The organism is Herbaspirillum camelliae, from assembly GCF_001929405.1.
GTDB lineage: Bacteria > Pseudomonadota > Gammaproteobacteria > Burkholderiales > Burkholderiaceae_D > Herbaspirillum > Herbaspirillum seropedicae.
The window spans coordinates 2,934,837-2,960,067 of sequence record NZ_KV880769.1; the positions used below are offsets into that span (position 1 = coordinate 2,934,837).

Genomic DNA, 25,231 nt, shown 5'->3' on the forward strand with positions numbered 1-25,231 from the left:
GGTAGCGATGGAAAGAATCAATGATCAAGAACATACGTATCGGCTCGCGCCTGGGGGCGGGTTTTGCGGTAGTGCTGGTGTTTTCGATGGTGGTGGCGGCTGTGGGGATCTGGCGGCTCAAGACCGTGGCGGCGCAGACCCAGCAGATGATGGACGTGCCGCTCAAGACCGAACGCCTGGTCTCGCAATGGAACACGCTGCTGTTGATCGCCATCCAGCGCACCACCACCGTGGTCAAGAGCCACGATCCTGAACTGGAAGCCTTCCTCGGCAAGGAGGCCGCCGCCTCCAGCAAGGAATCGGCCCAGACCCTCAAGGATGTGGAGCAACTGCTGGCCAGCGAGGAAGAAAAGAAGATGTTTGCGGCCATCAATGTGGCGCGCAAACAATTCCTGACCATTCGTGACCAGATCTACGCGGCCAAGAAGCAGGGCGACGCGGCCCAGGTCGAGGAGCTCTACCAGAAGCAATATGTGGGCATCGCCAAGTCCACCCAGGACGCCATGCGCGCCCTGCTGGACTTCGAGCGCGCCCGCATCGATCAGATTTCCGCCCAGATCCAGCAGGATGCGACGTCCAGCCAGTACCAGATCATGCTGCTGGAAGTGGTGATCCTGCTGTGCGGCATTGCGTTTGCGGTTCTGCTCACGCGCAGCATCACCCGGCCTGTGCATGCGGCGCTGGCCATTTCCCAGCGCGTCGCCGCAGGCGACCTGACTTCGCGCACCCAGGCGGTGGGGCGCGACGAACTGGGCCAACTGGTGGCGTCGCTGCAAGGCATGAGCGAGCGCCTGCATGGCGTGGTCTCGACCGTGCGACATGGTGCCGACAGCATTGCCATGGCTTCCGGCGAGATCGCCAATGGCAACCTGGACCTCTCGGCCCGGACCGAAGAACAGGCCGGTGCGCTGGAACAGACGGCGGCGTCCATCGAAGAACTGACTTCCAGCGTACGCACCAATTCCGACAATGCGCACCAGGCCAATGAACTGGTCAGCACCGCCGCGTCGGTGGCCGGCCAGGGCGGTGCGGTGATGGATCAGTTGATCTCCACCATGGCCACCATCAATGATTCCTCGCGCAAGATCGTGGACATCATCGGGGTGATCGATGGCATCGCCTTCCAGACCAATATCCTGGCCCTGAACGCGGCCGTCGAAGCAGCCCGCGCCGGCGAGCAGGGGCGTGGCTTTGCGGTGGTGGCTTCCGAAGTGCGGGCGCTGGCCCAGCGCTCGGCGGCGGCGGCCAAGGAAATCAAGCAGCTCATCGACGATTCGGTAGGCAAGGTCAGCGCCGGCAGCACGCTGGTGGAGCAGGCCGGCAAGACCATGCAGGAAGTGGTGGGCAGCGTGCAGGGTGCGCATACGCTGGTGGGCGAGATCAGCACCGCCAGCCGCCAGCAGGCCGAAGGCATCCACCAGGTCAACCAGGCAGTGGGACAGATGGATGGCGTGACCCAGCAGAACGCCGCGCTGGTGGAGCAAGCCGCGGCGGCCGCCAAGTCGCTGGAAGACCAGGCTGCGCAATTGAAGCGGGCAGTAGCCTTCTTCTCACTGCAGGCAGCGTAAAGCAGCCGCCGGCCCATCCGGGCCGGCGCCATGCGCTTCGGCGGGATCAGGCTGCCTTGGGCAGCTAGGCAGCTAGGCAGCTTTAGGCAGCCGCAGGAAGTCGGTGCCGAAATCCATCAGCACGTCACGCACCAGCGTGGCCGTGCTCTGGCAGCCCAGCTTGTCCTTCACGCTGGCGCGATGCACATCCACCGTCTTGACGCTGATATTGAGTTCGCGGGCGATGAGCTTGCTGGACTGGCCCATGATGACCTTTTCCAGGATCTCGCGTTCACGCGCGGTCAGCGTCTTGAGGCGCGCCTTGAGTTGCTGGCGACGCGTGCGGGCCTGCATGTTGCCGGCCACGTGCTTGAGCGTCATCTGGATGCGCTCCAGCATCTGCTGGGAGTTGTAGGGTTTTTCCAGGAAGTCGACCGCGCCATTGTGCAGCGCGCGCACCGACATCGGGATGTCGCCATGTCCGGAGACAAAGATCACCGGAATGTCGGCGCCGATCTCCTTCAAGCGGTCCTGCAGCTGGAAGCCGCTGATCTCGGGCATGCGCACATCCAGGATCAGGCAGGACAGGCTGTTGGCGTCGTAGGCCTTGAGAAAGGCTTCCGGTCCTTCGAAGCATTCGGTGCGGATGTTGACCGAGCTCAGCAGCCAGGCCAGCGATGTGCGCACGGCTTCGTCATCATCAACGATGTAGACCACCGGCGGGTTGGTTTCCATCATTACTCCTCGTCTCGTCAAAATGGAGCCGGTGTGCACCGGCGCTATTTCCGACCCTCTCGATTTCTTGATGGTCCGGTCGGCACAAATCAAAACACCACGTCTTGATCTATGCAAAAAACAGGCCTGAAATTCTTGGGATCAGCGTCACTGTAACACTGTCATCAGGGGTGTGATCTAGGTATTTTTACCTAGGTGCGCTGCCGCAATCCCCGGTGGGGCGGGCATGTGGCACGCATTGTCTGCACCATGGGCATGCCTTAACCTGCTGTTATCGAGCGCCGTGCATCATCGGCGTGCAAACCAGGGAGTCCCTATGAGCGCCAACGCAGTGCAGACCGCCACCGTCCATCCATCCACCTCCGCTGCCAGCGCGGCCCGTCCGGCGCTGGCGCCGGAGCAACTGGAATTCCGTCATGCCATGGCGCACCTGCCGGCGGCGGTGTCCATCATCACCACCAATGGCGAGGGCGGCCGCTGCGGCATCACCGCCAGTGCGGTATGTTCGGTCACCGATACGCCGCCCACCATCCTGGTCTGCATCAACCGCAGCAGCGCCATGCATGATGTCTTCAGGAAGAATGGGCGGCTGTGCGTGAATGTGCTCTCGGACGAACTGGAACAACTGGCCATGCATTTCTCCGGTGCAACCAAGGTACCCATGGAGGAACGCTTTGCCTGGGATATCTGGGAGCAGCCGGGGGAACTGGATCAGCCGGTGCTGGCTGATGCGCTGGTGAAACTGCAGGGGCGTATCCGCGAGTTCAAGGAAGTGGGCACCCACTCCGTCATGTTCGTCGAGCTGGCGGAGGTCAAGGTCAATGAGAAGAAGGATAGCCTCATCTACTTCAATCGGCTATTCCACAAGGTCAAGCGCACGGCGCTGTAAATCTTTTAGCAAGGATACAAAGATGAATGCCGTTCAGCGCAATGCTGAACGGCATTCATGCTTTTGCGCGCGTCTGCTTGGATTATAAAAATGCCGTTCGGACTGAGTAGCCGCGCAGCGGCGTAACGAAGACACACCACGGTCGCAACCAGCGCTGCGCCTTCGATACGGCCCTGCGGGCCTACTCAGTCCGAACGGTTGATGGGACCTCAGAGATCCAACACCAGCATCCCCGACCTGGCCCGCGAGACGCAAGTGCAGATCTGGTCATTGGCCGCCTTCTCCTTCTTGGACAGGCAATTGTCGCGATGATCCGGCTCGCCCTCCAGCAGCGGCACCACGCAGGTGCCGCAAATGCCTTCGCGGCAGGAAGTATCGATGACGATGCCCTCGCGCGCCAGGATATCGACGATGGGAATGCCGACCGGAATCTGCACCACCTTGCCCGAACTGGCCAGCTTGACCTCGAAGGCGCCATCACCGCCCGCAGCAGCCGGGGCCGCTGGCGCGGCCTGGAAGTGCTCCAGGTGGATGGCCTCTTCGCTGCGGGTGGCGGACGCGCACTTGACCACGGCGTCCATGAAGGACGCAGGGCCGCAGGTATAGACGTGGGCTTCTTTGCTGCCGGCTTCCAGGCAGGCGGTGAGGTAATGCTCCATCTGCGCAGGCATGACCGCATAGTGGAAGCGCACATGCGCGGCAAAGGGCGCATTCTCCAGCAGGTCGGCAAAGGCCGCATGTTCGCGCGCGCGCACGAAGTAGTGCAGCGTGAAGCGCTTCTCTTCGGCCCACAGGCGATAGGCCATCGCCAGCAGCGGCGTGACCCCAATGCCCGCACCAAAGAGCAGATGCTCCGGTGCGCTGGCGTCGAGCGCGAAGAGGTTGCGCGGCGTGCCCACTTCCAGCTCCATGCCTGCCTTGACCGCATCGTGCAGCGCCGCCGAGCCGCCGCGCGAGGCGCTCTCGCGCTTGACGGCGATGGTATAGCCGCAACGGTCTTCCAGCGGTCCGCATAGCGAGTATTGGCGCATGATCCCGGTCGGCCCGGTGACGTCGATGTGCGCGCCCGGCTCGTAGGCCGGCAGCGGTGCGCCATCGGCGCGCACCAGGCGGAAGGAACGGATGTCGCCGGTTTCGTCGGTGAGGGTGTCTACGATCAGTTTCATGAGGCCAATACTCGTCGGTTACTCGTCGGTTCGATGTCGGATTGCGGTGCGGCAGTTCAGAGCAGGAAGCCCAGGGCGTTGAGGCTGTCCATGGAGTTGATCAGGCGGATCACCTTCTGCTCGATCTTCGGACCCTGGGGCGTGAAGCGCAGGCGGTGCGTGACATTGGCTACGAACATCGTGTGCTGCTGGCGCTTGTAGCCCACCAGCACCTGGGCCGAACTGATTTCCACCAGGTCTTCCGACAGGTGCACCGGCACGAAGCGCGAGACCGTGCGCACGGTGGCCGCGGCATCGACCGCCGACATCGCATGCCCCGAGGTCAGGCGCTCGATGCGGATCTTGCGCATGTGGGCATTGTCGTAGGCATAGTTCAGGGTGGCGGCGTAGTCGGTGGTCTCGGGATCGATGGGCACGACGTAGTAGCCATCGTCGGTCCACAGGTCTTGCCAGGCGGCGTAGTCCTTGCGGTCCAGCAATTCGGCTTCCTTCCAGATGAAGGCGATGGCGCGCGCCATCGGCGCGGGGATGCCTTGCAGGGTGTCTTGTTGGCTCATGGTGATCACTTCTCCATCATCTTTTTCCACATGGCATAGGCTTCGCGCATGCCGGTTTCATCGGTCGAGTGCGACACCTTGTCGCCGTTGTCGTCCACCCATTCACGGTTCAGTCCGCGGTTGACCAGGATGGGCGCATCGCGGCCGGCGTGGGAGCCGGCCTGCACGCGTTCCCAGGCTTCGGCGTCGTCGGGGCTGCCAAAGCCGAACGGCCCCTGGAAGTGTTCATGGATGCGCAGGCGTTCGCGGTTGGCGATCTCGGGGCCGCCATCCATACCCAGGGCGACGTGGCGGATCTGGGTCTCGCCCACCGACACCGGATGCAGCACCCGGAAGAAGGACATCGACATGGCCACATTGGGGAACAGGTTCAGGTTGAAGCCCGCGCCATGCAGCGAACGCACGATGCGGCGCACCTGCTCCGGCGGCATGGTCTTGGACAGCTCTTCGGTCACATGGGCAAAGCGTTCCTGCAATTGCTCGCTGCCATCATCCACATCCAGGTCCACGTGCTCGGGCACCATGATCATGACGCTATGGCCATTGCCCAGCGAGCGGGTGATGGATTGATCATCGGTCATGAAGGAAAGCATCTCGGAGGTCTCTTCATCCACCGACGACAGGAAGGTCTTGTGCACCACCGGGAAGTGATAGCCATCGGTGGTGTTTTCCAGCTGGATCTTCCAGTTGCCCTTGAAGCTGAACTTGTGCTCGCCCTGCACCTTGATGGGGAAGCCCGCGCCCTGCTTCATGAACAGGTCGATCCACTTCTTGGCGTGGCCGAGGAAGTCCGACAGCGGTTCGATCTCCTGGTTGAAGGAGGCGAAGATCATGCCGTGGTAGCTTTCGCAGCGTAGGCTTTGCAGCGGCAGGTCGGCCTTCTCGATCACATCTTCATAGCCTTCCGGATAGGGCAGGCCGCGCAGCTTGCCATCCAGGCCATAGGACCAGCTGTGGTAGGGGCAGGTGAAACCGGTGGCGTTGCCCTTGTGCTTTTCGCAGACGGTGGCGCCGCGATGGCGGCAACGGTTTTCCAGCACGTTGATCTTGCCGCTCTTGTCGCGCACCACGATGACCGGCTGGCGACCGATCTGGGCGGTCTTGAAGTCGCCGGGATTCTTGATCTCGCTTTCATGGGCGACCCAGATCCAGGTCTTGTAGAAGATCTTGTCCATCTCCGCTTCGAAGAGGGCCGGATCGGTGTAGAGCGAAGGGTCCACCACCGCATCCTGGACCAGGTCGGCATAGGATGAATCGGTCTTGCGCGGGTGGAAGCGTAGCGGTGCGTTCATGGCTTTCTCCAATGGCTTGCTGTCGTTGTCGGTGTTGATCTTGTGGCGAGCTTGTTACGTACTTTTTACGTGCTTGTTACGTCAGGGCAGGCGCTTGAGCACCTGTTCCAGATGCAGGCCCAGCGCGCAGAGGCGTTCATCCTCACCCTTGCGGCCGACCAGTTGCAGGCCAGCCTTGAGCGGGCTGCCGGCGATGGACACCGGAATGCTCAGCGCCGGGTGGCCGGACAGGTTGAAGGGGCGCACCAGCGAGGACAGCAGCAGTACCGAGGCACCCTGGCGGATCGCCTCCAGCGTCGGCGGCAGCGACGGCAGGGTCGGCAGCAGCAGGGCGTCGGCATCGGCCAGGGCGGCGTCGATCTCTGCGCTGAAGGCCGTGCGCACGGCTTCGGCGTGGGCGACTGCCTCGTCGCTGGTGCTGGCTGCGGCCGACAGGCGTTTCTCGATATCGGCGCCCAGCTTGCCCAGGCCCAGCAGATGGCCGAAGGCATCGTGGGTCTCGCGGTTGATGAGGGTCATGCCGGCTTCGAAGGCGGCTTGCATGTGCTGCGGTGTCCAGCGCGAACCTTCCCAGCCGCTGGCGGCAAAGGCGGCGGCGACGGCCTCGGCGATCTCGACGTCGGCTTGCACCGTGACCAGCTTCACACGCGCATGGGCGGCGGGCGTGCTGGCGGCGGCGCGGTCAAAGCCCGGCGTGATGCTGGCCATGGCGCTGATGATGAGGTCCATGCTGCGCGCGAACGGTCCCAGGCAGTCCAGGCTGCTGAGCGCTGGATAGGCGCCGGCGCGGCTGACGCGCCCGAAGGTGGGCTTCAAGCCGATCACGCCGCAACAGGCAGCAGGCAGGCGGATCGAACCGCCGGTATCGCTGCCGATGGACACATCCACCAGGCCCGCGCCGACCGCCGAGGCCGAGCCGCTGGAGGAGCCGCCGGTCATGCGCGTGGGATCTTGCGGATTGACGGCGGTGCCGTTCCACTCATTGATGCCGGTCATGCCATAGGCCAGCTCGTGCATGTTGGCGCGCGCGGTGATCTGCCAGCCGGCCTCGAGCAGCGCGGCGACCACGTCGGCATGGGCGCTGGCCGGCGGCGCATCGGCCAGTGCGGCGCTGCCGCCGCAGGTGGGCTGGCCGGCGATGTCGATGCAATCCTTGATGGCCGCCGTGGGGCCGCTGCCGCCCAGGTGAAAGCGCGAGAGCAGGGCGTTGCCGGTGCCGGGGACGGTGCGCGGGACGGTGGCGTTCATCCTGCCGCTCCCAGGCAAGCGATGCGCGCCTGCTGCTGCAGGGCAGCGATGGCGGCGCGGCCGCTGCGCTTGCGCAGCGGGGTGGGCTGGCGCGGGGAAGAACTGGGCTGAGGTGTCATGGCGCATCCATCTAAAAGTTGCCTTGCAGGCCGAAAATCCACGTCCGGCGTGGGATGCAGGCGGTTTCCCTGGCTGATGTGAAGCATTTTAAAAGTCGCCTTAAAATAGATCAAATTGATGTAAAATATTTTTCTCATAAGCGGCATGGATAGTAATGGCCGCTTTCCCTTATCGGGCTCAGGCCCCGTGCGACCCCAGCGACCCCATCCGGAGACTGCAATGGCGACCTTCAACAACATGGACCTGAACCTGCTGCGCGTCTTCCAGGCCATTGCCGACGAACGCAGCCTGACGCTGGCGGGCAACCGCCTGCACCTGTCGCAGCCGGCGGTGAGCTATGCGCTGGGGCGCTTGCGGCAGATCTTCGACGACCCGCTGTTCATCCGTACCAAGGAGGGCATGCAGCCCACCCCGGCCGCGCTGGAACTGGCCAAGCCCATCAACCGGGCCTTGCAGGCCGTGCAGGATGCGCTGCGCTATACCGAGCGCTTCGATCCGGCCCAGAGCACGCGGGTGTTTCGCGCCTCGATGACGGATGTGGCCGAGATGATGTTCCTGCCGGACCTGTGTGAAATCCTGACGGCCCAGGCGCCGGACGTGCGTCTGCAGGTCGAGCAGGTAGCGCCGGCCCATCTGGAAGAAGCGCTGCGCACGGGGCAGCTCGACTTTGCCTTCGGCAATTTGCCGGCCCTGAAGCCGGTCACCTGTCACGAACTGCTGTTCCGCGAAACCTATGTCTGCCTGATGCGCCAGCGCGATGGCCTGCCGCAGCGCGCCCGGCTGGAGCTCGATGAATTCCTGGCGATGTCGCATGTGCTGGTGGAGTCGGCCGAGAGCAGCCACCACCAGGTCGAGAATTCCTTCCAGAAGCTGGGCGTGCAGCGCCGCATCAGCCTTTCCATTCCGCACTTCACGGTGCTGCCGCGCATCCTCGGCAAGTCCGACCTGGTGGCCACCGTGCCGGCGCGCATCGCCCGGCTCTTCCATAGCGAACATCCGGGGGTGTTCGTCTCCTACCAGTTGCCGGTCAACATTCCCGTGGTCGAGGTCACGCTGCACTGGCACCAATCCTTCGACCATGACGCCGGCAACAGCTGGTTGCGCCAGATCGTCATCGACCTGCTGCAGCAATACGGTCGCAGCAGCTGAGGCTGCCGCAGTCATCGTCATGGCCAACGGCCCGCGCTGCTGCGGGCCGTTGGTGCTGCGCTCTGTTGCAGCAGCAGCGTCAGAAGCGATGACGCATGCCCAGGCGCAGCGCGGTCTGGTTGCCGGTGGCGGACTGGATGCCGCCGCCGAAGACCGGATAGGCGTTGTAGCCCTTGTCGCGGTCATAGACCGCGCCGACGTAGAGGTCGGTGCGCTTGGAGATCTTGTAGTCCACCGTGGCCACCAGCGCCTGGGCATTGCCCACGCCCTGGTTGCGCTTCTGGAACTGGTAGGCGGCGGCCAGATCCCACAGCGGTGTCAACGCATAGACCGTACCCAGTTCATAGGTGGTGGCCTTGGCGCTGGTATTGGTGTTCTTGACCTGGGTGATCACGCCGAAGGGCGTGAAGGCGCCGATCTGGTAGCGCGCGCCGCCGCCATAGATGCGGGTGGAGAAGCTGCCGGTGCTGTCCTTGATGTCGGTGTAGGCCAGCGCGCCGCTGAAGGGACCGTTGTCGTACTGACCAGTGGCGCTGACGGTGCGGCCGGCATTGTTGTTGCCGGCGGTCTCGCCCAGGCCGACCATCGCGCCGAAGCTGAAGCCGCCGAACTTGGCGCTGTTGTACTTGATCGAGTTGTTGGTGCGATCCCCCGCATAGATGTGGTTGTTCAGCGCCGTGCCGTGCGCCGCGTCGGCATGCAGGCCCCAGCCGAAGGAACCGGCCGGCGACAATGCACCCATGGCGTACTGGCCGCCGATGTTGGCCATGAAATCGTATTGGCGGCCCACGCTGAGCGAACCCCATTGCGTACTGCCCAGGCCGACGAAGGATTGGCGGCCGAACAGGAGCCCGCCCTGGCCCAGGCTGCCGTCATCGGCGCCGAAGCCGGTTTCCAGCGTGAAGAAGGCATTCATGCCGCCGCCCAGGTCTTCGGTCCCCTTGAAGCCGATGCGGCTGCCCTGGGCGATGCCGCTATCCATGCGCAGCAGGCTGGCGCCACCGCCGCCGCTCTTGGGCGCGCTGGAATAGTAGGTCAGGCCGAGGTCGATCAGGCCGTAGAGGGTAACGCTGCTCTGGGCATGCGCCGTCGTCGCGCCGCCCGCGAGCATCGCGGCGACCAGTAGTGTCTTCTTCATGTAGCAAGCTCTCCCTGTGTGCTGTATGGCTGGCGGCGCTGCGAAGCAGGCCGCTGGCTGTGATACGCGGTCTTGCCGGACTGCGTGGCGGACATGACGGTGGGGTGTCATGTGCAGGCATCATAGGAAGCGCATTTGCGTCAGATCAAATTGATAGAGCGGATAGCGGCAATAAGCCTGGTTCATGCGCGCGCCAGGCAGGGGCCGTTTTCTCTGCTCCGGTGCATCAAGGTACGCGCAGGCAATGAATTCATGCGCGCAGGCACCATGCAGGTGCGCACGATCACCAAGGCGGCGCGTGCGCGGCGGCGGGTAAAGAGCGGGTAAAGAGCGGATAAAGGATTCTTTAGTTGTGGCGCTGGACCAACGGTAGCGTGAAACAGAAGCGCGTGCCGCGCACTTGCGCCGGCTGCGCCCAGATATCGCCGCGATGGCGCGCGATGATGTTCTTGCACAGCGCCAACCCGATACCGTTGCCGCTGACCTTGGACGAAAAGAAACCATCGAAGAGACGCTCGCGATGGCCGGCATCGATGCCGCGCCCTTCGTCGGCCACCGTCAGGAGCGCCTGCTGATCCTTGCGCGCAAGGCTGATGCAGACGCGCCGCTGGCTTTGCGGGAAGTGCGACATTTCCTCGATGGCGTTGAAGGCCAGGTTCAGGATCACCTGGCCGATCAGGACCTTCTCGCAGCTCACCACCAGCGCTTCTTCACTGGCCTGCACCTCCAGCTGGACCCGGCTTTCGGACGCGCGCATCTCGATGAACCAGCGCACCTCGGCCAGCACTTCATTGAGATCGATGAGGCCTTCGCTCTGCTCCAGCTTGACCACGTATTCGCGCACGCTCTTGATGATGGCGGCGGCATGGTCGACCTGGCGGCCGGCGCTCTCCAGTCCCCAGATGATCTGGCCGGCCTGCTCGCGCAGGGTCTCGCTGTGATTGAGGCGCAGCACCGAGCCTTCCAGGAAATTGCGGATCGCCGCCAGTGGTTGCGACAGCTCGTGCGCAATGGCGGTGGCCATCTCGCCCATGGCGTTGTGGCGCGCCAGGTATTCCAGCGCGGCCTGGTCGCGGCGGCGCGCTTCCTCGGCCTCGACCTGGTCGGTGATGTCGTGGAAGTGCAGCAGATGGCCCTTGAGGTCGTTCTCGATCTCGATATAGCGGCACACCGCGTGGTGCCAGCGCACCAGTCCATCCTTGCGGGCGATGCGATAGCGCAGCGGGAAGCTGATCGCGTCCGGTAGCGCCAGCGTGAGCAGCTCCAGCAATTCCTCCTGCGAATCGGGCAGGCATTGCTCGACGAAATTCTTGGGTGGGTTCTGGCCGGGTCGTACACCCAAGAGCTTGCGCCCGGCATCGCTGAGATATTCGATGCCGCCATCGGGACGCAGCACCGCCACGCCTTCGTCGGAGTCCTGCATGAATTCCTTGAGACGGCTTTCCAGCTTCTTCATCTCGCGCCGTATCTGTTCCTCGCGGGCGATATTGCGGAACTGCACCATGATGACATCGCGTTCGGTCAGCGGCACCAGGATGGCGATCGCCTCGGACAGGATCTCCTCGCCGTTCTTGGCGCGGTAGCACCATTCCACCATGTTGCTGCCATGCAGCGTGGCGTCGTGCAGCCACTTGCGGCCGATCTCGCGGCGATACTCGTGCGACTGCCGGCTCATGTCCGGCGCCTTCAGCGGCAGCAGCTCTTCCAGCGTAAAGCCCAGCACCTGGCAGGCCGAAGGATTGGCCCAGAGGATGGACTTGGTCTGGGCGTCATGCAGGATGATGCACATGGGCAGCGCATCCATCATGCGGCGGAAATCATCGAGGCCAAAACGGATGGGATCGTCCTCGGGGGCGGCGGTGTGTTCTGGCATGGGCGTCTCGTTGATCAGGCATGGCGTCTAGGGGATTTCTTTAGTGCACTCATCCTCATCCCCTAAAAAAGCTGCAGCGCTCCCGATTGAACCGGGATACGCCGCTCCCTACACTCGACTTCATTCTGATGCAAGCCACCTGGAGAATGCAATGTCCGTGATGGAAAAACCGGCCGCGCTGGCGGTCCGTGAAGAAGACGCCCTGGTTCCACTGCTGGCCGAGATCCGCGCGCGCCGCGATGAGTTCGCTGCCCAGCGCTTCGTGCCCAAGGAGTTCATCGCGCAGTTGAAGAAGGCCGGCGTCTATCGCGCCGCCACGCCGCAATGCTTCGGCGGCAGCGGCATGTCGCCCATGGGCTTTCTGCAATTGATCGAAAGGATTTCCGAAGCCGACGCCTCCGTGGGCTGGGTCGCCAGTTTCGGTTCGGCCTCGGTCTACCTGGCCGCGCTGCCCAGGGAAACCCAGGCCCAGCTCTACGCCAAGGGACCGGACCTGACCTTCGCCGGCGGTCTCTTCCCGATCCAGCCGGCCACCCAGGCCGAGGGCGGCTGGATCGTCGATGGCACCTGGAAGTTCGCCAGCGGCAGCAAAGGTGCTGACGTGCTCGGCGTGGGCATTGGCGCGGCCGTTCCCGGACAGGCCGGCTCCAAGCCGCGCACCGCCGTGCTGCCGCCGGAACAGGTCGAGATCATCGACAACTGGGAGGTCATGGGGCTCTTGGGCACCGGCAGTCACGACCTCAAGGTGTCACAGCAATTTGTCCCCGAGGAATGGACCTTCATCCGTGGTGGCGTGCCCACCATCGATGAGCCGCTGTATCGCTATCCCACCATCGCCTATGCCGCGCAGGTGCTGGCGGTGGTCAACCTGGGCGTGGCGCGCGCCGCCATCGACGAGATCAACCAGATGTCGGGCGGGCGCGTGGCCATCACGGGGGCGCCCAAGCTGGCCGACCGTTCCTACGTGCGCATCGAAGTGGCCAAGGCCGAAGCGAAGCTGCGCTCGGCGCGCGCCTTCCTCTATGACGCCACCGGCGAAGTATGGAATTCCATCCTCGCCGGCAATCCGGTCACGCCCGAGCAGGTCAGCCTGTTGCGCCTGACCGCCGTGGAAATCGCCAAGGTCGGCAATGAAGTCACCCAAGCCATGTTCGGTCTGGCCGGCACCACCGCGATCTACAGCAACCACCCGTTGCAGCGCTACCTGCGCGATGCCGCCGTGGTCAAGCAGCATGCCTTCCTGGGCGAGGGCATCTATGACGGCGCCGGTGCGGTCACGCTGGGCGTGCCACCGATGCCGGGCTTCCTGTAAGCCGCTGAGTCCTTTCTTCTTGCGTACCTTTACGTATTTACTGATTACCCAGTTATCACCCCGGAGCCTCCATGAGCCAAGTCCCCAGCAATGATAAAGAACCGCTGCGCGTCCTCTTCTGCGTGGGCGTCACGCAGAACTTCTTCGACCTGCCCGCCACCGAGACCGGTCCGGTGTGGCAGGCCTATGGCCAGATGATGACCGCCCTGGCCACCATGGAGGGCATCAAGGTGCTGGGCACCATGGACGATGACCGCCTGATGGTGGGCAAGTCCGACGATGCGCCGTGGACCTTCTACATCATGGCCGACGTGGCCGACCTCGACACGGTGGTGGCGGCCTGCAACCTGTTCCGCACCACCATGGTGGGCGAACACCGCCTGTGGAAGTACGGCAAGATCGAAGCCCGGGTGGGCCGCGCCCTGATCATCCAGGGCGCCTGATCATGGACAAGAAGATTGCGCTGGTCACCGGCGCGGCACGCGGCCTGGGGGAAAGCATCGCCCGCAAGATGCACGCAGCCGGCTACAAGGTGGCGCTGGCGGACATCGATCTCGAACAGGTCTCGGCGGTGGCCGCCAGCCTCGACGCCAGCGGCGCCACGGCCATGCCGCTGGCGCTGGACGTGCGTCGCAAGCCCGACTTCATCGCCGCCTGCGACGCCATCGAACTGCGCTGGGGCGGGGCGGCGGTGCTGGTCAACAATGCCGGCCGCTCACGCGTGGCGGCGCTCATGGAGATCACTCCCGAGGAGTGGGACGAGGTCACCGCCATCAACATGAAAGGCACGTTTCTTGCGTGCCAGGTGTTCGGCAAACGCTTCGCCGACCGGGGCTACGGCCGCATCATCAACATCGCTTCATTGGCCGGCCAGAATGGCGGCACCGCCACGGGCGCGCACTATGCCGCTGCCAAGGGCGCGGTGCTGACACTGACCAAGGTCTTTGCACGCGAACTGGCCGGTGCGGGCGTGACGGTCAATGCGATCTCGCCGGGGCCGCTGGATTTGCCCATCGTGCGCGAGATCGTCCCGGCCGACAAGCTGGCCGCGACCATCGCCACCATTCCGGTCAAGGCCCTGGGCGAACCGGACTTCATCGCTGACGCCGTGCTGCTGCTGGCTTCGCCAGAGGCGGGGTCGGCCACCGGCGCCTGTCTCGACATCAACGGCGGCCTGTACATGCGTTGATGCCGAGCGGTCTTGCGCTGCTCTCGATTTGCTGTTCCAGATGGATGACGCGTCGGGAAAGCCCGTCATCCTCGCCACCAACAAGGGAGAAACACATGCTGCACAAACGCCTGATTGCCGCTGCCGTACTACTGGGGATGAGTTCGCTGGCCATGCCTCCTGCCCTGGCCCAGGTCAGGGTCGGAGTGGTGACCTCGTCCACCGGACCGGTTTCGCTGGTGGGCATTCCACAAAAGAATACGGTGCCGCTGCTGCCCACCAAGATCGGCGATCTCAAGGTGGAATACATTTCGCTGGATGACGCCAGCGATCCGACCAAGTCGGTCACCGAAATCAAGAAGCTCATCGCGGAACACAACGTCGACGCCATCATCGGCCCCAGCGGTTCGCCCAATGCCATGGGCGTGATCTCCTTCGTGGCCGAAGCCGGCGTGCCCTTGCTTGCGCCGGTGGGAACGGCCGCAGTGGTGCTGCCGATGACGGAGCAAAAGAAGTGGGTCTTCAAGACCACCCAGAACGATGACCTCATCGCCAAGGCGCTGGTGGACCAGATGGTCAAGACCAAGGTCAAGACCGCCGGCTTCATCGCCGTCAACGATCCCTTCGGGGAGAACTGGGCGCGCGTCTTCACCGACCTGGCCGCCAAGAACAACATCAAGATCGTCGCCAACGAGCGCTACCAGCGCACCGATACCTCGGTGACCGCGCAGAGCTTGAAGATCGTCGCCGCCAATCCTGATGCCGTGCTGGTGGCCGCACCGGGCGCGGCCACGGTGCTGCCGCAGACCACGCTATTCGACCAGGGCTACAAGGGCAAGATCTACCAGACCCATGGCGCGGCCTTGCCGGCCTTCCTGCAACTGGGCAAGAACAAGGTCGAAGGCACGATCCTGGCGGCCAGCCTGATGCTGGTGCTGCCGGAGATCTCGGACAGCAATCCTTCCAAGAAGGTCGCCATGGACTACATCGAGGCCTACAAGAAGATGTACAACGCCGTGCCGGCCACCTTCGGCGCCAATGTCTACGACGCCGGCCTGCTGCTGGAAAAGGCCATTCCGGTGGCCGCCCGCAAGGCCAAGCCGGGCAGCAAGGAATTCCGCGCCGCCCTGCGCGATGCGCTGGAAAACACCAAGGAAGTGGTGGGTACCCAGGGCGTCTACAACATGAGTGCGACCGACCACAGCGGATTCGATGAACGTGGCCGCGAACTGATCACCGTCAAGGGTGGCAACTGGGCGCTGCTCAAACAATAAGAACGCTGCTTCCTTCGCCGCCCTGGCCTCCACCAAGGACGGCGGAGTTTTTCCTCTCCACACGCATCCCGAACCTGGCGCGCCGCTCCTGGCTATTCTGGCTGCTCTGCAGCGCGCCGGTTCCACAAGGAAGTCGCAATGAATCTCCAAATCGTGGCGCTCCTGGGACAGGACGGCATCACCAACGGCGCCATCTATGCGCTGTTGGCGCTGTCCATCGTCCTGGTCTTCACCGTCACCCGTATCCTTCTGATTCCGCAGGGCGAATTCGTCTCCTTCGGCGCACTGACCATGGGCATGATGCAGAACGGCCAGCCGCTCACGGTGGCCTGGCTCTTGGTGGCCATGTGCCTGGGCGCCTGTGCCCTCGATCTCTACGACATGTGGCGCACCAGCCGCCGCTGTCCCAGCCTGTGGCTGCCGGCCAAGCTGGCCTATGCCGCCGTGGTGGGCGGGGTGGCGCTGTCGGTCAACTTCGCCACCATGCCCATGCTGGTGCAGATCGCCATGACGCTGCTGTTGCTGGTGCCGATGGGGCCGTTGATGTATCGCATGGCCTTCCAGCCCATTGCCTCGGCCTCGCCGCTGGTGCTGCTGATCGTTTCCATTGCCGTGCATGTGGCGCTGGTGGGCGTGGCGCTGCTGGTGTTCGGTCCAGAAGGGGCGCGCACCGCGCCCTTCACCGAAGCGGCGCTGGAGCTGGGCAGCCTGCGCCTGTCCAGCCAGGCGCTGTGGGTGATCTGCGTATCGCTGCTGCTGATCGTGGGCCTGTTCCTGATGTTCGAACGCACGCTCTACGGCAAGGCCTTGCGGGCGGCTGCGCTCAATCGCATGGGGGCGCGGCTCATGGGTATCTCGCCGGTGTTCGCGGGCAAGGCCATGTTCCTGCTGGCGTCCTTGATCGGGGTGATGTCGGGCGTGCTCATCGCGCCCATCACCACGATCTACTATGACTCCGGTTTCCTGATCAGCCTCAAGGGCTTCGTCGGCTCCATCATCGGCGGGCTGGTCAGCTATCCGCTGGCGGCCGCCGGTGCGCTGGCCATCGGCCTGATCGAATCCTTCTCCACCTTCTGGGCCAGCGCCTACAAGGAAATCATCGTCTTCGTGCTGATCATTCCCATCCTGCTATGGCGTTCTCTCACCACCCGTCATGTGGAGGAAGAAGAATGAAGACCTCTGCCTTCTCGCTGTCCCCGCGCGTCGCGCTGGGCCTGTTCATCGTATTGCTGGCGCTGGCGCCATTCGTGCTGCCGCCGTTCTACATGACCTTGCTGAACAACATCGGCCTGGCCTCGCTGGTGGTGCTTGGACTGGTGCTGCTGACCGGCGTGGCGGGGCTGACCAGTTTTGGCCAGGCGGCCTTCGTCGGGCTCGGGGCCTACTTCTCGGCGGCGCTCTCGGCCAAGGTGTTGCCGCTGCCCGAGGCCCTGCTGTGGTTGCAGTCGCCGTGGCCGGCGCTGGCCGTGGCGTTGCTGCTGACGGCCTTGCTGGCCTTTGCCGTGGGCAGCGTGACGCTCAAGCTCTCCGGGCACTACCTGCCGTTGGGCACCATCGCCTGGGGCATCAGCCTGTACTTCATCTTCGGCACGCTGGAGAGCATGGGCGGGCAGACCGGCATGTCGGGCATTCCCTCCATCAGCCTCTTTGGCGTCACACTCGGCTCCGATCGCGCCATGTTCGGCCTGATCTGGGTGGCCGTGCTGCTGGGCGTGGCGGCCTTGCGCAACCTGCTGGATTCACGTGAGGGACGGGCCATCCGTGCGCTCAAGGGCGGCATCGTGATGGCCGAGGCCATGGGCGTGAACACGGCGCGCATGCGCATCGTGGTCTTCGTCATCGCTGCCGTGCTGGCGGCGCTGTCGGGCTGGCTGTATGTCCACATGCAGCGCTTCGTCAATCCTTCACCCTTCGGTCTGGGCTTTGGCATCGACTATCTCTTCATGGCGGTGCTGGGCGGGGCCAGCCATGTGTGGGGCGCGGTGCTGGGCTCGACCCTCATCGTGGTGCTCAAGGAATGGCTGCAAGGCCTGCTGCCGGTGGTGCTGGGCCGCTCCGGCAACTTCGAGACCATCGTCTTCGGTCTCTTGATCGTGGTGTTGCTGCAGCGCTCGCGTGAGGGCATCTGGCCTTACCTGGCGCGGCTGGCCCCGGTGCGCACGCGCCGCCTGGTGATCGATGCCCAGGCCGAGGCGCTGCCGCGCCGTCCCATGCCCGCGCCGCAGGAAGTGGTGCTGGACGTGCGTAGCGTCACCCGCAAGTTCGGTGGGCTGGTGGCCAACAACAACATGAGCCTGAAGGTGATGGCCGGTGAAGTGCTGGCCCTGATCGGCCCCAATGGCGCGGGCAAGTCCACGCTCTTCAACCAGATCTCGGGCGTGGATACGCCGACCTCGGGCAGCGTGCAATTCCGCGGGCAGGAGGTCACCGGTCGTGGTTCGCGCCACATCGCCGGGCTGGGCATGAGCCGCAGCTTCCAGCATGTGCGCCTGATGCCGCGCATGACGGTGCTGGAGAACGTGGCCATCGGCGCTTACCTGCGCGGCCAGCGTGGTGTGTTGGCGTCGATGCTGCGCCTGGACCGCAAGGAAGAAGCGCGCATCCTCGCCGAAGCCGCCCGCCAGATCGAGCGGGTGGGGCTGAAGGCGCAGATGTACGAGCTGGCGGGCGCACTCTCGCTGGGCCAGCAGCGCATCCTGGAAATCGCCCGGGCGCTGGCGGCCGATCCCTGCCTGTTGTTGCTCGATGAACCGGCGGCCGGCCTGCGCCTGGGCGAGAAGCAGGCGCTGGCTGAACTGCTGCGCAAGCTGCGCGGGGAGGGCATGGCCATCCTGCTGGTGGAGCACGACATGGACTTCGTGATGGAACTGGTGGACCGCATCGTGGTGATGGATTTCGGCCAGAAGATCGCCGAGGGCCTGCCTGAGGACATCCAGAACAATCCTGCGGTGCTGGAAGCCTACCTCGGCGTGGCCGACGAAGAGGGCGACGAAGATGCCGGCACCGCCGCGCAACCCGACACCGCCATGGCGGCAGGAGCACATCATGGGCAATAAGGTATTGGAAGTACGTGACCTGTCAGCGGCCTACGGCAAGGTCGAGGTGCTCGCGGGCATCGACCTGTCGGTGGAGCAGGGCAAGATCGTGACCGTCATCGGCCCCAATGGCGCGGGCAAGACCACGCTGCTCTCGGCCATCATGGGCGTGCTGCCCTCGCGCGGGGCGATGGCCTTCGACGGCGCCATCCGCCACTCGCCAGAAGTGGAAGAGATGGTCGCAGCCGGCATGACCCTGGTGCCCGAAAAGCGCGAGCTGTTCGCCGAGATGAACATCGAGGACAACCTCATGCTGGGTGCTTTCCAGCGCTACCGCACCGGCCAGCGCGATCATGCCGCCACGCTGGAAGAGGTCTATACGCTCTTTCCGCGCCTGCGCGAGCGCCGCAGCCAGCAGGCCGGCACGCTCTCCGGCGGGGAGCGCCAGATGCTGGCGGTGGGCCGTGCGCTGATGGCCAAGCCGCGCCTGCTGATGCTGGACGAACCCAGCCTGGGCCTGGCGCCGCTGATCGTGCGCGAGATCTTCCGCATCATCGCCGAGCTGCGCCGCCGTGGCGTGTCCATCCTGCTGGTGGAGCAGAACGCGCGCGCCGCGCTGCAAGTGGCCGACTATGGCTACGTGCTGGAGAACGGCGCGATCCGCATGCACGGCCCGGCCAGCCAGCTGGCGCATGACCGCCGCGTGATCGAGGCTTACCTGGGCTTGTCCGGCAAGCACCAGGACAAGCTCGCAGGCTGAACCGGCAGGGACCTTCCATGAGCGACGATTCCATTTCCTCTTCCGCCCCGTTGCGCATCTGCATCGCCGGCGCGGGCGCCATCGGCGGCACGCTGGCAGTGCGTCTGGCCGCCGCCGGCCATCAGGTGAGCGTGCTGGCGCGCGGTCAGACCCTGCAGGCCATTCGTGAACACGGCCTGACGCTGCACGACCTGCACGGCACCACCCACGTCCGGCCAGCCGCCGACCATCGGCCCTCGTTCGGCGTGCAGGATGTGATCTTCCTCTGCGCCAAGAGCCAGGACATGGCGGACCTGCTGCCGCAGGTCGCGCCGATGGTAGAGGAGAACACGGTGGTCATTCCCACCAACAACGGTGTGCCCTGGTGGTATTTCCACCGCGAAGGCGGACGCTTCGATGGCCAGACCGTGAAGGCCGTCGATCCCGAGGGCGCGCTGGCCGCAGCGCTGCCCTTGGCGCAGATCATCGGCAGCGTGTTGTTCATCACCGCCGAGGTGGAGAGTCCCGGCGTGATCCGCTCGGTCAATCCGCATCTGATGGTGCTGGGTGAGCCTTCCGGCGAGATGAGTGAGCGCCTCTTGCGCGTGCGCGCTGCGGTCGAATCGGCCGGCATCGAAGCCCGCGCCACCGACCGCATCCGCGACAAGCTGTGGACCAAGATCATCGCCAACATCAGCACCAATCCCCTGTCGGTCATCACGCAGGGCACGCTGCAGCAGTTGTATGGCTTGCCGGAGTTGCGCGAGGTGGTCAGCCAGATCATGCGCGAGACCCTGCTGGTGGCTTCCAGCCATGGTGCGCGGGTGGATATCGATCCGCTCACCTTCCTGCAACTGGGCGAGGCCATGGGGGAATTCCGCACCTCCATGCTGCAGGACCTGGAACGCGGCCGTCCACTGGAGCTGGCGGCCATCGGCGACGCGGTGCTGGAGATGGCCGAGCGCTACGCCATCCCGATGCCGATCACCCGCGCCATCGTTTCGCTGGCGCGCTTTCGCGGCGAAGCGGCGCAACAACAGAGAGCGCCGCAGACACCAGCAGCGCCGCAGCCGGCGGCGCGGGCTGCCTGAGCACGTTCACCTGATTCACAGGATGGAGGAGTTACATCGATGAACATCATGCAATACAGCTATGGGGCAGTACAGCCCGCCCATTGCAGCGACGAGGAATGGGCGCTGCGCATCCAGCTGGCGCACTGCTATCGCCTGGTCGATTACCTCGGCTGGACCGAGATGATCTTCAACCACATTTCGGTGCGCGTGCCGGGGCCGGAGCATCATTACCTGGTCAATCCCTTTGCGCTGAACTACAACGAAGTGACCCCGGCCAATCTGCTCAAGGTCGGCCTGGATGGCCAACTGGCCGAGCCCTCGGACTACAAGGCCAATCCCGCCGGATTCGCGCTGCACAGCGCCATCCATGGCGCGCGCGATGACCTGCGCTGCGTGATCCACACGCACACCACGCCGATCTCGGCGGTGACGATGAAGAAGAGCGGCTTCGCGCACAACGACTTCTACGGCGCGCAACTGTTCGGGCGCATCGGCTATCACGACTTCGAGGGCATCACCCTGTTTGCCGAGGAAAAGCAGCGCATGCTGCAAAGCCTGGGCGAGAAGCACATCCTGGTCTTGCGCAACCATGGGGTAGCGGTGTGCGAGAGCGATATCGAGCGCGCCTTCTTCCTGCTGTGGACGGTGCAGCGCGCCGCAGAGATCCAGGTGGCGGGTCGATCCATGGGGGGCGAGGATCAGGTCTTGCAGGACGACGTGCGGCAGAAATGCGCGGACCTGACGCAGCAGCTCATTCGCAATGACGGGTTTGCGGTGATCTTCTTTGAGGCGATCGTGCGCAAGATGTTGAAGGGGCTTTATCAGGTGAATTGACGGCGCAAGCTACTTGCATTTTCCGCTGGCGGCCCGGTACAGGATGCCCGGTAGCGCAAGCAAGCCGCCCGCTTGGTTCTCGCTCAGGCAGTCGGGGATGGCCGCCTCCTTGATGCCTTCCGCCAGGACATCCTTTGGCCTGGAGAGAGTCAGCTTGCGGTCGGCGGGATCGGCCATGTTGCTGTTCGGGTGCAAGCCTCTGGCCTTGCTGGCATTGGCAGGCAAGGTCAGCACCAGGCCGGTATCCTGCCCACCCGTCGGCGCTGGGGGCAGATCATGGTTGCCCGCAGCCATGCCATCGCTCTTCTGAGGCCTGCTTGCAAGCGCTGCCTCGCTGGACGACTGCGCCGCTGCTTCAGCAGCGTGGTTGGCAGGTCGCGGGGCCAAGCGTGGCCTGGTGGCCGGAGGCTTTGCATTTGCAGGAGGGAGCGGGGAGGGCGATGGCATGGATGGTCTTGGCTGGACATACAGGATGCCGGTCAGGGGACGCGGATCGTCGATATCGCGCTGACCTGGAAGGGATTGATGGGCGATAAAGACGACGCCCCCGGCGTGAAGCAAGATGCTGGTGATGATCCCCAATAGCCATGGTCTAGGCATTCCTTTCCACTGAGTCATCGTATGCATCCTTTTGTCCCCAAGCTCGCGATGAGCTGATAGCCGCTCTTCTGAATTTCTCAGCGCCGAGTTCAGCTCCGGTCGATCATGCAGCGCCCCAGCGGTGAGGGCGTCAGTCTCCGGTCCCTGCTGGACTTGCTCAATGGAAGGATTTCTATTTTTCGCGGGTTTGCTGTCCGCGCTCACCTTCGTCCCGCTGATTGCCTATCAATTCGCAGCGCTCAGTATCCAAAGGCTATTCCATTTTCCCGTCGCCTGGTGCTGTGGTGGTGTTCTTTACTGTTTATATCAAATATATCAATTTATTGTGATGTCTTTTGCCCGGGCAAGGCTCGCTGCTGTCAGGTGACTGCTGCCGCGCAGACAGGCGCTGATGTTATTTGAATCGCGCGTTGGCCCTTATATGGCCGGATTTCCCGGTGGAATCATCAGGTCGGCTGCTTGCCCTTCCGACAAGCTGTGGCGGCAATGCCTCGCTAAACCTCATATAAAAACATATTTATCGAATTTAATGAATAAATCGTTTAGAGTTGGGGCGTCGGGTCCGGAATCGGACTCAACTTCGCGACCACGCGGAGTAAACCACTCAACAGGGGGCGATGATGAAAATTTCGGATATGAAGATCAGTGTGCGGCTGGGGGCGTGTTTTGCTGCGTTGATCGTGGTGATGTGCGTGATTGCGGGAGTGGGCGTGAAGAACCTGATGATGGTGAGCGATGCGACCGATGAGATCGTCAACGACCGCTACGTGAAGGTTGCGCTGGGCACACAGATCAATGACAAGGTCAACATCGGCGCGCGCAGCCTGCGTAATGCCATCATGGCGCGCAATCCGGAGGAGCAGAAGAAGTACCTCGACCGCATGGACACCTATACCAGCCAGGTGGGCCAGCATCTGGCGGAGCTGGAAAAGCGCCTCAATACACCTAAGGGAAGTGAGCTGATGGGCGCGCTCAAGCAAGCCCGCGCCGACTACACGAAGGAGCGCGTCAAGGTGGTCGAGCTGATCCACCAGCAAAAGCGCGATGAGGCCATTGCCCATCTGTTCGACAAGACCATCGGTGTGCAGGATAAATATTTTGCTGCAGTGGAGGACATGGTGAAATTCCAGGCCTCCTTGATGGACAAGAGCGTGGAGCGCGCCACTGCCGCTTCCAGTTCGGCCATCAACATCATGCTGCTGCTCTCGGGCGTGGCCGTGCTGTTGTCGGCCTTGTGCGCCATGCTCATCACGCGCTCCATCACCCGGCCCCTCAATGAAGCCGTGCAGGTGGCTACCGCCGTGGCGGCCGGTGACCTGACGGTGCAGATCGACGCGACTTCCAACGATGAGACCGGCGCCTTGCTGGGCGCGCTCAAGTCGATGAATGACAACCTGCACCGCATCGTCGCTGAGGTGCGCGCCGGTACCGACACCATCAATACCGCCTCCAGGGAAATCGCTACCGGCAACCTCGACCTGTCCTCGCGCACCGAGCAGCAGGCCGGGGCGCTGGAAGAGACCGCTTCGGCGATGGAAGAGCTGACCTCGACCGTGCGCCAGAACGCCGACAACGCACGCCAGGCCAATACCCTGGCCGAGACCGCTTCGCAGGTCGCCATCCAGGGCGGCAGCGTGGTCGGTGAAGTGGTGCAGACCATGGGACAGATCAACGATGCCTCGCGCAAGATCGTGGACATCATCAGCGTCATCGATGGCATCGCCTTCCAGACCAATATCCTGGCCTTGAACGCAGCGGTGGAAGCGGCGCGTGCCGGCGAGCAGGGGCGCGGCTTTGCGGTGGTGGCGTCGGAAGTGCGCACGCTGGCGCAACGCAGCGCGGCGGCGGCCAAGGAAATCAAGACCTTGATCGACGCGTCGGTGGAACGCGTGGAAAGCGGCAGCCGCCTGGTCGGCCAGGCCGGGGCGACGATGCAAGAAGTGGTCGCCAGCGTCAAGCGCGTCACCGATGTGGTCGCCGAGATCACCGCGGCCAGCGGTGAGCAGAGCGATGGCATCGAGCAGATCAATCAAGCCATCGTGCAGATGGATGAAGTGACGCAGCAGAATGCGGCGCTGGTCGAGCAGGCTGCCGCGGCGGCGCAGTCCCTGCAGGAACAGTCGGGCCGGCTGTCGGAAACGGTGGGCATCTTCCGTCTCGGCGACGACCACGCGCGCCAGCCCTCGCCGTCGCTCGCGCCGGTGCAGCGCAGTGCGCATGTCGCGCCGGCCCGTCCAGTGCTGGCGCGCAAGCCGGTCACGCGCACCAGTGCACCGGCCAAGTCCATCCCGGCGGCCCAGCCGGTAGCCCAGGCCGCCCTGGCCGATGGACAGTGGGAGCAGTTCTGAGCAATCCCGAGTAGTCCGCTGCGAGGCGGACTCATGCAACATCCGGCGCGCCCTTGCGGCGCGCTTTTTTATTGGTCCGAGGGCAGCCTGATGCCCTTGACCTGGGCCAGCCGCTGCAAGGCGTCTTCCAGCGGCAATCGCGCGCGGCCAGCGGCCAGGCATAGCTCGCGGTGCAGGGCGGCTTCTTCTTCGGATTCGTCCTCGCACTGGCGGCTGTAGCGTTCAAAGCCGACCAGTGCGGTCAACAGTTCGGCCAGGTGGCGCGGGCATTCGCACTGCATGCGCGTCGAGGCTTGCGAGACCTGCGCCAGTTCGGCTTCGCTGAAGCGCGGGGCGGGTACGGCGGGGCTGTCCTTCTGTACCTCGCCGGGCGGCAGGTCCAGGCGTCGTATCAGTTCGCACAGCCAGGCCGGATCGATGCCGTCCATGGGCTTGCGCACCAGCTGATGGCCGGCCTGGGTGAGCCGCGCCACCATCTCCGGCGAGCCAAAGCGATAGAGGACGACGACGCGGGCGCTGGCGAAGCTGCGCCGCACGCTGTCCATCCTGCTGCCCAGGCCCGGGTCCAGCACCGTGCTTTCCACCAGCAGCAGCTCCACACCGGTGTCCAGGCCCAGGCTGGATAGTCTCAGTTCTTCCAGATCCTGGACCGCGCTGCTGACGCTGGCCTGTTGCCGGCGCAGCGCCTCCACGCACGCCGTGCTGCTGATCCAGGGGCCGGCCAGCACCAGCCGCAGGCCGGCCAGGGTTGCTGCGTCGGCAGGCTCGGCGGCGTCCGGACTCTGGTCCAGGGATTTGAGCGCCTCCAGCGGCAAGGTTGCCAACTGGCCGATCCGATGTCCTTCGTCCACCAGGTGCTTGATGTGAGCCAGCCGCTGCACATCCTCCTGCGAATAAAGCCGCTGGCCACCGCCGCTGTGATGCGAAGAGGTCAGGCCGTAACGGTTTTCCCAGGCCCGCAGGGTCTCCACCGACATGCCCAGTTGGCGGGCTACCGCGCCGGGGCGCAGCAGCGGCAGTTCGTTGAGCTCGTCGGGATCGGGATATGAATTGGTTGTCATATTGGTAATAGAAAAAATTTTAGAAAGTACGGATTTTTCTTATGTGTACCCGTTCAAAAGCGGTACATATCGA

The 25,231-nt window shown here is 64.0% G+C and carries 24 protein-coding genes; 14 read left to right on the plus strand and 10 right to left on the minus strand.

The window, feature by feature from the left end:
• Positions 1-20: 20 nt before the first annotated feature.
• Entirely contained in the window at positions 21-1,568 is a 1,548-nt protein-coding gene (locus tag BGK68_RS13055) for a methyl-accepting chemotaxis protein (protein WP_075257456.1), read from the plus strand.
• Between the two features lie 72 nt (positions 1,569-1,640).
• On the opposite strand, the gene BGK68_RS13060 is transcribed toward BGK68_RS13055, so the two are convergent.
• Positions 1,641-2,285: a response regulator transcription factor gene (locus BGK68_RS13060; protein WP_075257457.1), complete on the minus strand. Its 645-nt coding sequence runs from the start codon at positions 2,283-2,285 to the stop codon at positions 1,641-1,643.
• Positions 2,286-2,598: 313 nt separating this feature from the next.
• On the opposite strand from BGK68_RS13060, the gene hpaC reads away from it, so the two are divergent.
• Positions 2,599-3,171 carry a 4-hydroxyphenylacetate 3-monooxygenase, reductase component gene (gene hpaC, locus BGK68_RS13065; protein ID WP_075257458.1) on the plus strand — a complete coding sequence of 191 codons (573 nt, stop codon included), beginning with the start codon at positions 2,599-2,601 and terminating at the stop codon, positions 3,169-3,171.
• Positions 3,172-3,380: 209 nt separating this feature from the next.
• On the opposite strand, the gene BGK68_RS13070 is transcribed toward hpaC, so the two are convergent.
• The 5 genes from BGK68_RS13070 to BGK68_RS28525 all read right to left on the minus strand — a co-directional run bounded on the left by BGK68_RS13070 (position 3,381) and on the right by BGK68_RS28525 (position 7,553).
• A complete protein-coding gene (locus BGK68_RS13070; protein WP_075257459.1) occupies positions 3,381-4,337 on the minus strand; it encodes a PDR/VanB family oxidoreductase in 957 nt (318 codons plus the stop codon).
• 56 nt (positions 4,338-4,393) lie between these two features.
• Positions 4,394-4,894, minus strand: a complete 501-nt coding sequence (locus BGK68_RS13075; protein ID WP_075259817.1) for an aromatic-ring-hydroxylating dioxygenase subunit beta — start codon at positions 4,892-4,894, stop codon at positions 4,394-4,396.
• A gap of 5 nt (positions 4,895-4,899) precedes the next feature.
• Positions 4,900-6,186 carry an aromatic ring-hydroxylating oxygenase subunit alpha gene (locus tag BGK68_RS13080; protein ID WP_075257460.1) on the minus strand — a complete coding sequence of 429 codons (1,287 nt, stop codon included), beginning with the start codon at positions 6,184-6,186 and terminating at the stop codon, positions 4,900-4,902.
• A gap of 81 nt (positions 6,187-6,267) precedes the next feature.
• On the minus strand, positions 6,268-7,434 hold the full coding sequence (locus tag BGK68_RS13085) for an amidase family protein (RefSeq protein WP_075257461.1): 1,167 nt from the start codon (positions 7,432-7,434) through the stop codon (positions 6,268-6,270).
• On the minus strand, positions 7,431-7,553 hold the full coding sequence (locus tag BGK68_RS28525; protein ID WP_267889709.1) for a hypothetical protein: 123 nt from the start codon (positions 7,551-7,553) through the stop codon (positions 7,431-7,433). The genes BGK68_RS13085 and BGK68_RS28525 overlap by 4 nt, the downstream gene beginning before the upstream one ends.
• Positions 7,554-7,773: 220 nt before the next feature.
• On the opposite strand from BGK68_RS28525, the gene BGK68_RS13090 reads away from it, so the two are divergent.
• Complete coding sequence (locus tag BGK68_RS13090; RefSeq protein WP_075257462.1) at positions 7,774-8,703, plus strand: LysR family transcriptional regulator; 930 nt, start codon at positions 7,774-7,776, stop codon at positions 8,701-8,703.
• Positions 8,704-8,782: 79 nt separating this feature from the next.
• Here BGK68_RS13090 and BGK68_RS13095 read toward each other — a convergent pair whose 3' ends face one another.
• Positions 8,783-9,841 (minus strand): porin, encoded by a 1,059-nt coding sequence (locus BGK68_RS13095; RefSeq protein ID WP_075257463.1) that lies wholly within the window; start codon positions 9,839-9,841, stop codon positions 8,783-8,785.
• Positions 9,842-9,976: 135 nt separating this feature from the next.
• Between BGK68_RS13095 and BGK68_RS13100 the strand changes: the two genes are divergently transcribed.
• A complete protein-coding gene (locus BGK68_RS13100) occupies positions 9,977-10,168 on the plus strand; it encodes a hypothetical protein (protein WP_075257464.1) in 192 nt (63 codons plus the stop codon).
• A gap of 19 nt (positions 10,169-10,187) precedes the next feature.
• On the opposite strand, the gene BGK68_RS13105 is transcribed toward BGK68_RS13100, so the two are convergent.
• Positions 10,188-11,714, minus strand: coding sequence for a PAS domain-containing sensor histidine kinase (locus BGK68_RS13105; protein WP_075257465.1), 1,527 nt, complete (start codon positions 11,712-11,714; stop codon positions 10,188-10,190).
• Positions 11,715-11,865: 151 nt separating this feature from the next.
• Between BGK68_RS13105 and BGK68_RS13110 the strand changes: the two genes are divergently transcribed.
• The 9 genes from BGK68_RS13110 to BGK68_RS13150 all read left to right on the plus strand — a co-directional run bounded on the left by BGK68_RS13110 (position 11,866) and on the right by BGK68_RS13150 (position 21,149).
• Positions 11,866-13,026 carry an acyl-CoA dehydrogenase family protein gene (locus BGK68_RS13110; RefSeq protein ID WP_075257466.1) on the plus strand — a complete coding sequence of 387 codons (1,161 nt, stop codon included), beginning with the start codon at positions 11,866-11,868 and terminating at the stop codon, positions 13,024-13,026.
• 71 nt (positions 13,027-13,097) lie between these two features.
• Positions 13,098-13,469, plus strand: coding sequence for a hypothetical protein (locus BGK68_RS13115; protein ID WP_075257467.1), 372 nt, complete (start codon positions 13,098-13,100; stop codon positions 13,467-13,469).
• 2 nt (positions 13,470-13,471) lie between these two features.
• Positions 13,472-14,215 carry an SDR family NAD(P)-dependent oxidoreductase gene (locus BGK68_RS13120; RefSeq protein WP_013233369.1) on the plus strand — a complete coding sequence of 248 codons (744 nt, stop codon included), beginning with the start codon at positions 13,472-13,474 and terminating at the stop codon, positions 14,213-14,215.
• Between the two features lie 95 nt (positions 14,216-14,310).
• Positions 14,311-15,468: an ABC transporter substrate-binding protein gene (locus BGK68_RS13125; RefSeq protein WP_075257468.1), complete on the plus strand. Its 1,158-nt coding sequence runs from the start codon at positions 14,311-14,313 to the stop codon at positions 15,466-15,468.
• A 138-nt stretch (positions 15,469-15,606) separates the two neighbouring features.
• Complete coding sequence (locus BGK68_RS13130; protein ID WP_075257469.1) at positions 15,607-16,641, plus strand: branched-chain amino acid ABC transporter permease; 1,035 nt, start codon at positions 15,607-15,609, stop codon at positions 16,639-16,641.
• Entirely contained in the window at positions 16,638-18,524 is a 1,887-nt protein-coding gene (locus tag BGK68_RS13135) for a branched-chain amino acid ABC transporter ATP-binding protein/permease (protein WP_075257470.1), read from the plus strand. The genes BGK68_RS13130 and BGK68_RS13135 overlap by 4 nt, the downstream gene beginning before the upstream one ends.
• Positions 18,514-19,263: an ABC transporter ATP-binding protein gene (locus BGK68_RS13140; protein WP_013233373.1), complete on the plus strand. Its 750-nt coding sequence runs from the start codon at positions 18,514-18,516 to the stop codon at positions 19,261-19,263. Before BGK68_RS13135 ends, BGK68_RS13140 begins: the two co-directional genes overlap by 11 nt.
• Before the next feature lie 17 nt (positions 19,264-19,280).
• Positions 19,281-20,333, plus strand: a complete 1,053-nt coding sequence (locus BGK68_RS13145; protein ID WP_075257471.1) for a ketopantoate reductase family protein — start codon at positions 19,281-19,283, stop codon at positions 20,331-20,333.
• Positions 20,334-20,372: 39 nt separating this feature from the next.
• Positions 20,373-21,149: a class II aldolase/adducin family protein gene (locus BGK68_RS13150; RefSeq protein WP_075257472.1), complete on the plus strand. Its 777-nt coding sequence runs from the start codon at positions 20,373-20,375 to the stop codon at positions 21,147-21,149.
• A 9-nt stretch (positions 21,150-21,158) separates the two neighbouring features.
• Here the strand turns inward: BGK68_RS13150 and BGK68_RS13155 are convergent, their stop codons facing one another.
• Entirely contained in the window at positions 21,159-21,443 is a 285-nt protein-coding gene (locus BGK68_RS13155) for a hypothetical protein (RefSeq protein ID WP_075257473.1), read from the minus strand.
• 926 nt (positions 21,444-22,369) lie between these two features.
• Here BGK68_RS13155 and BGK68_RS13160 point away from each other — a divergent pair.
• Positions 22,370-24,097, plus strand: coding sequence for a methyl-accepting chemotaxis protein (locus BGK68_RS13160; RefSeq protein ID WP_075259818.1), 1,728 nt, complete (start codon positions 22,370-22,372; stop codon positions 24,095-24,097).
• Positions 24,098-24,165: 68 nt separating this feature from the next.
• On the opposite strand, the gene BGK68_RS13165 is transcribed toward BGK68_RS13160, so the two are convergent.
• On the minus strand, positions 24,166-25,158 hold the full coding sequence (locus BGK68_RS13165) for a MerR family transcriptional regulator (RefSeq protein ID WP_075257474.1): 993 nt from the start codon (positions 25,156-25,158) through the stop codon (positions 24,166-24,168).
• Positions 25,159-25,231: the final 73 nt, after the last annotated feature.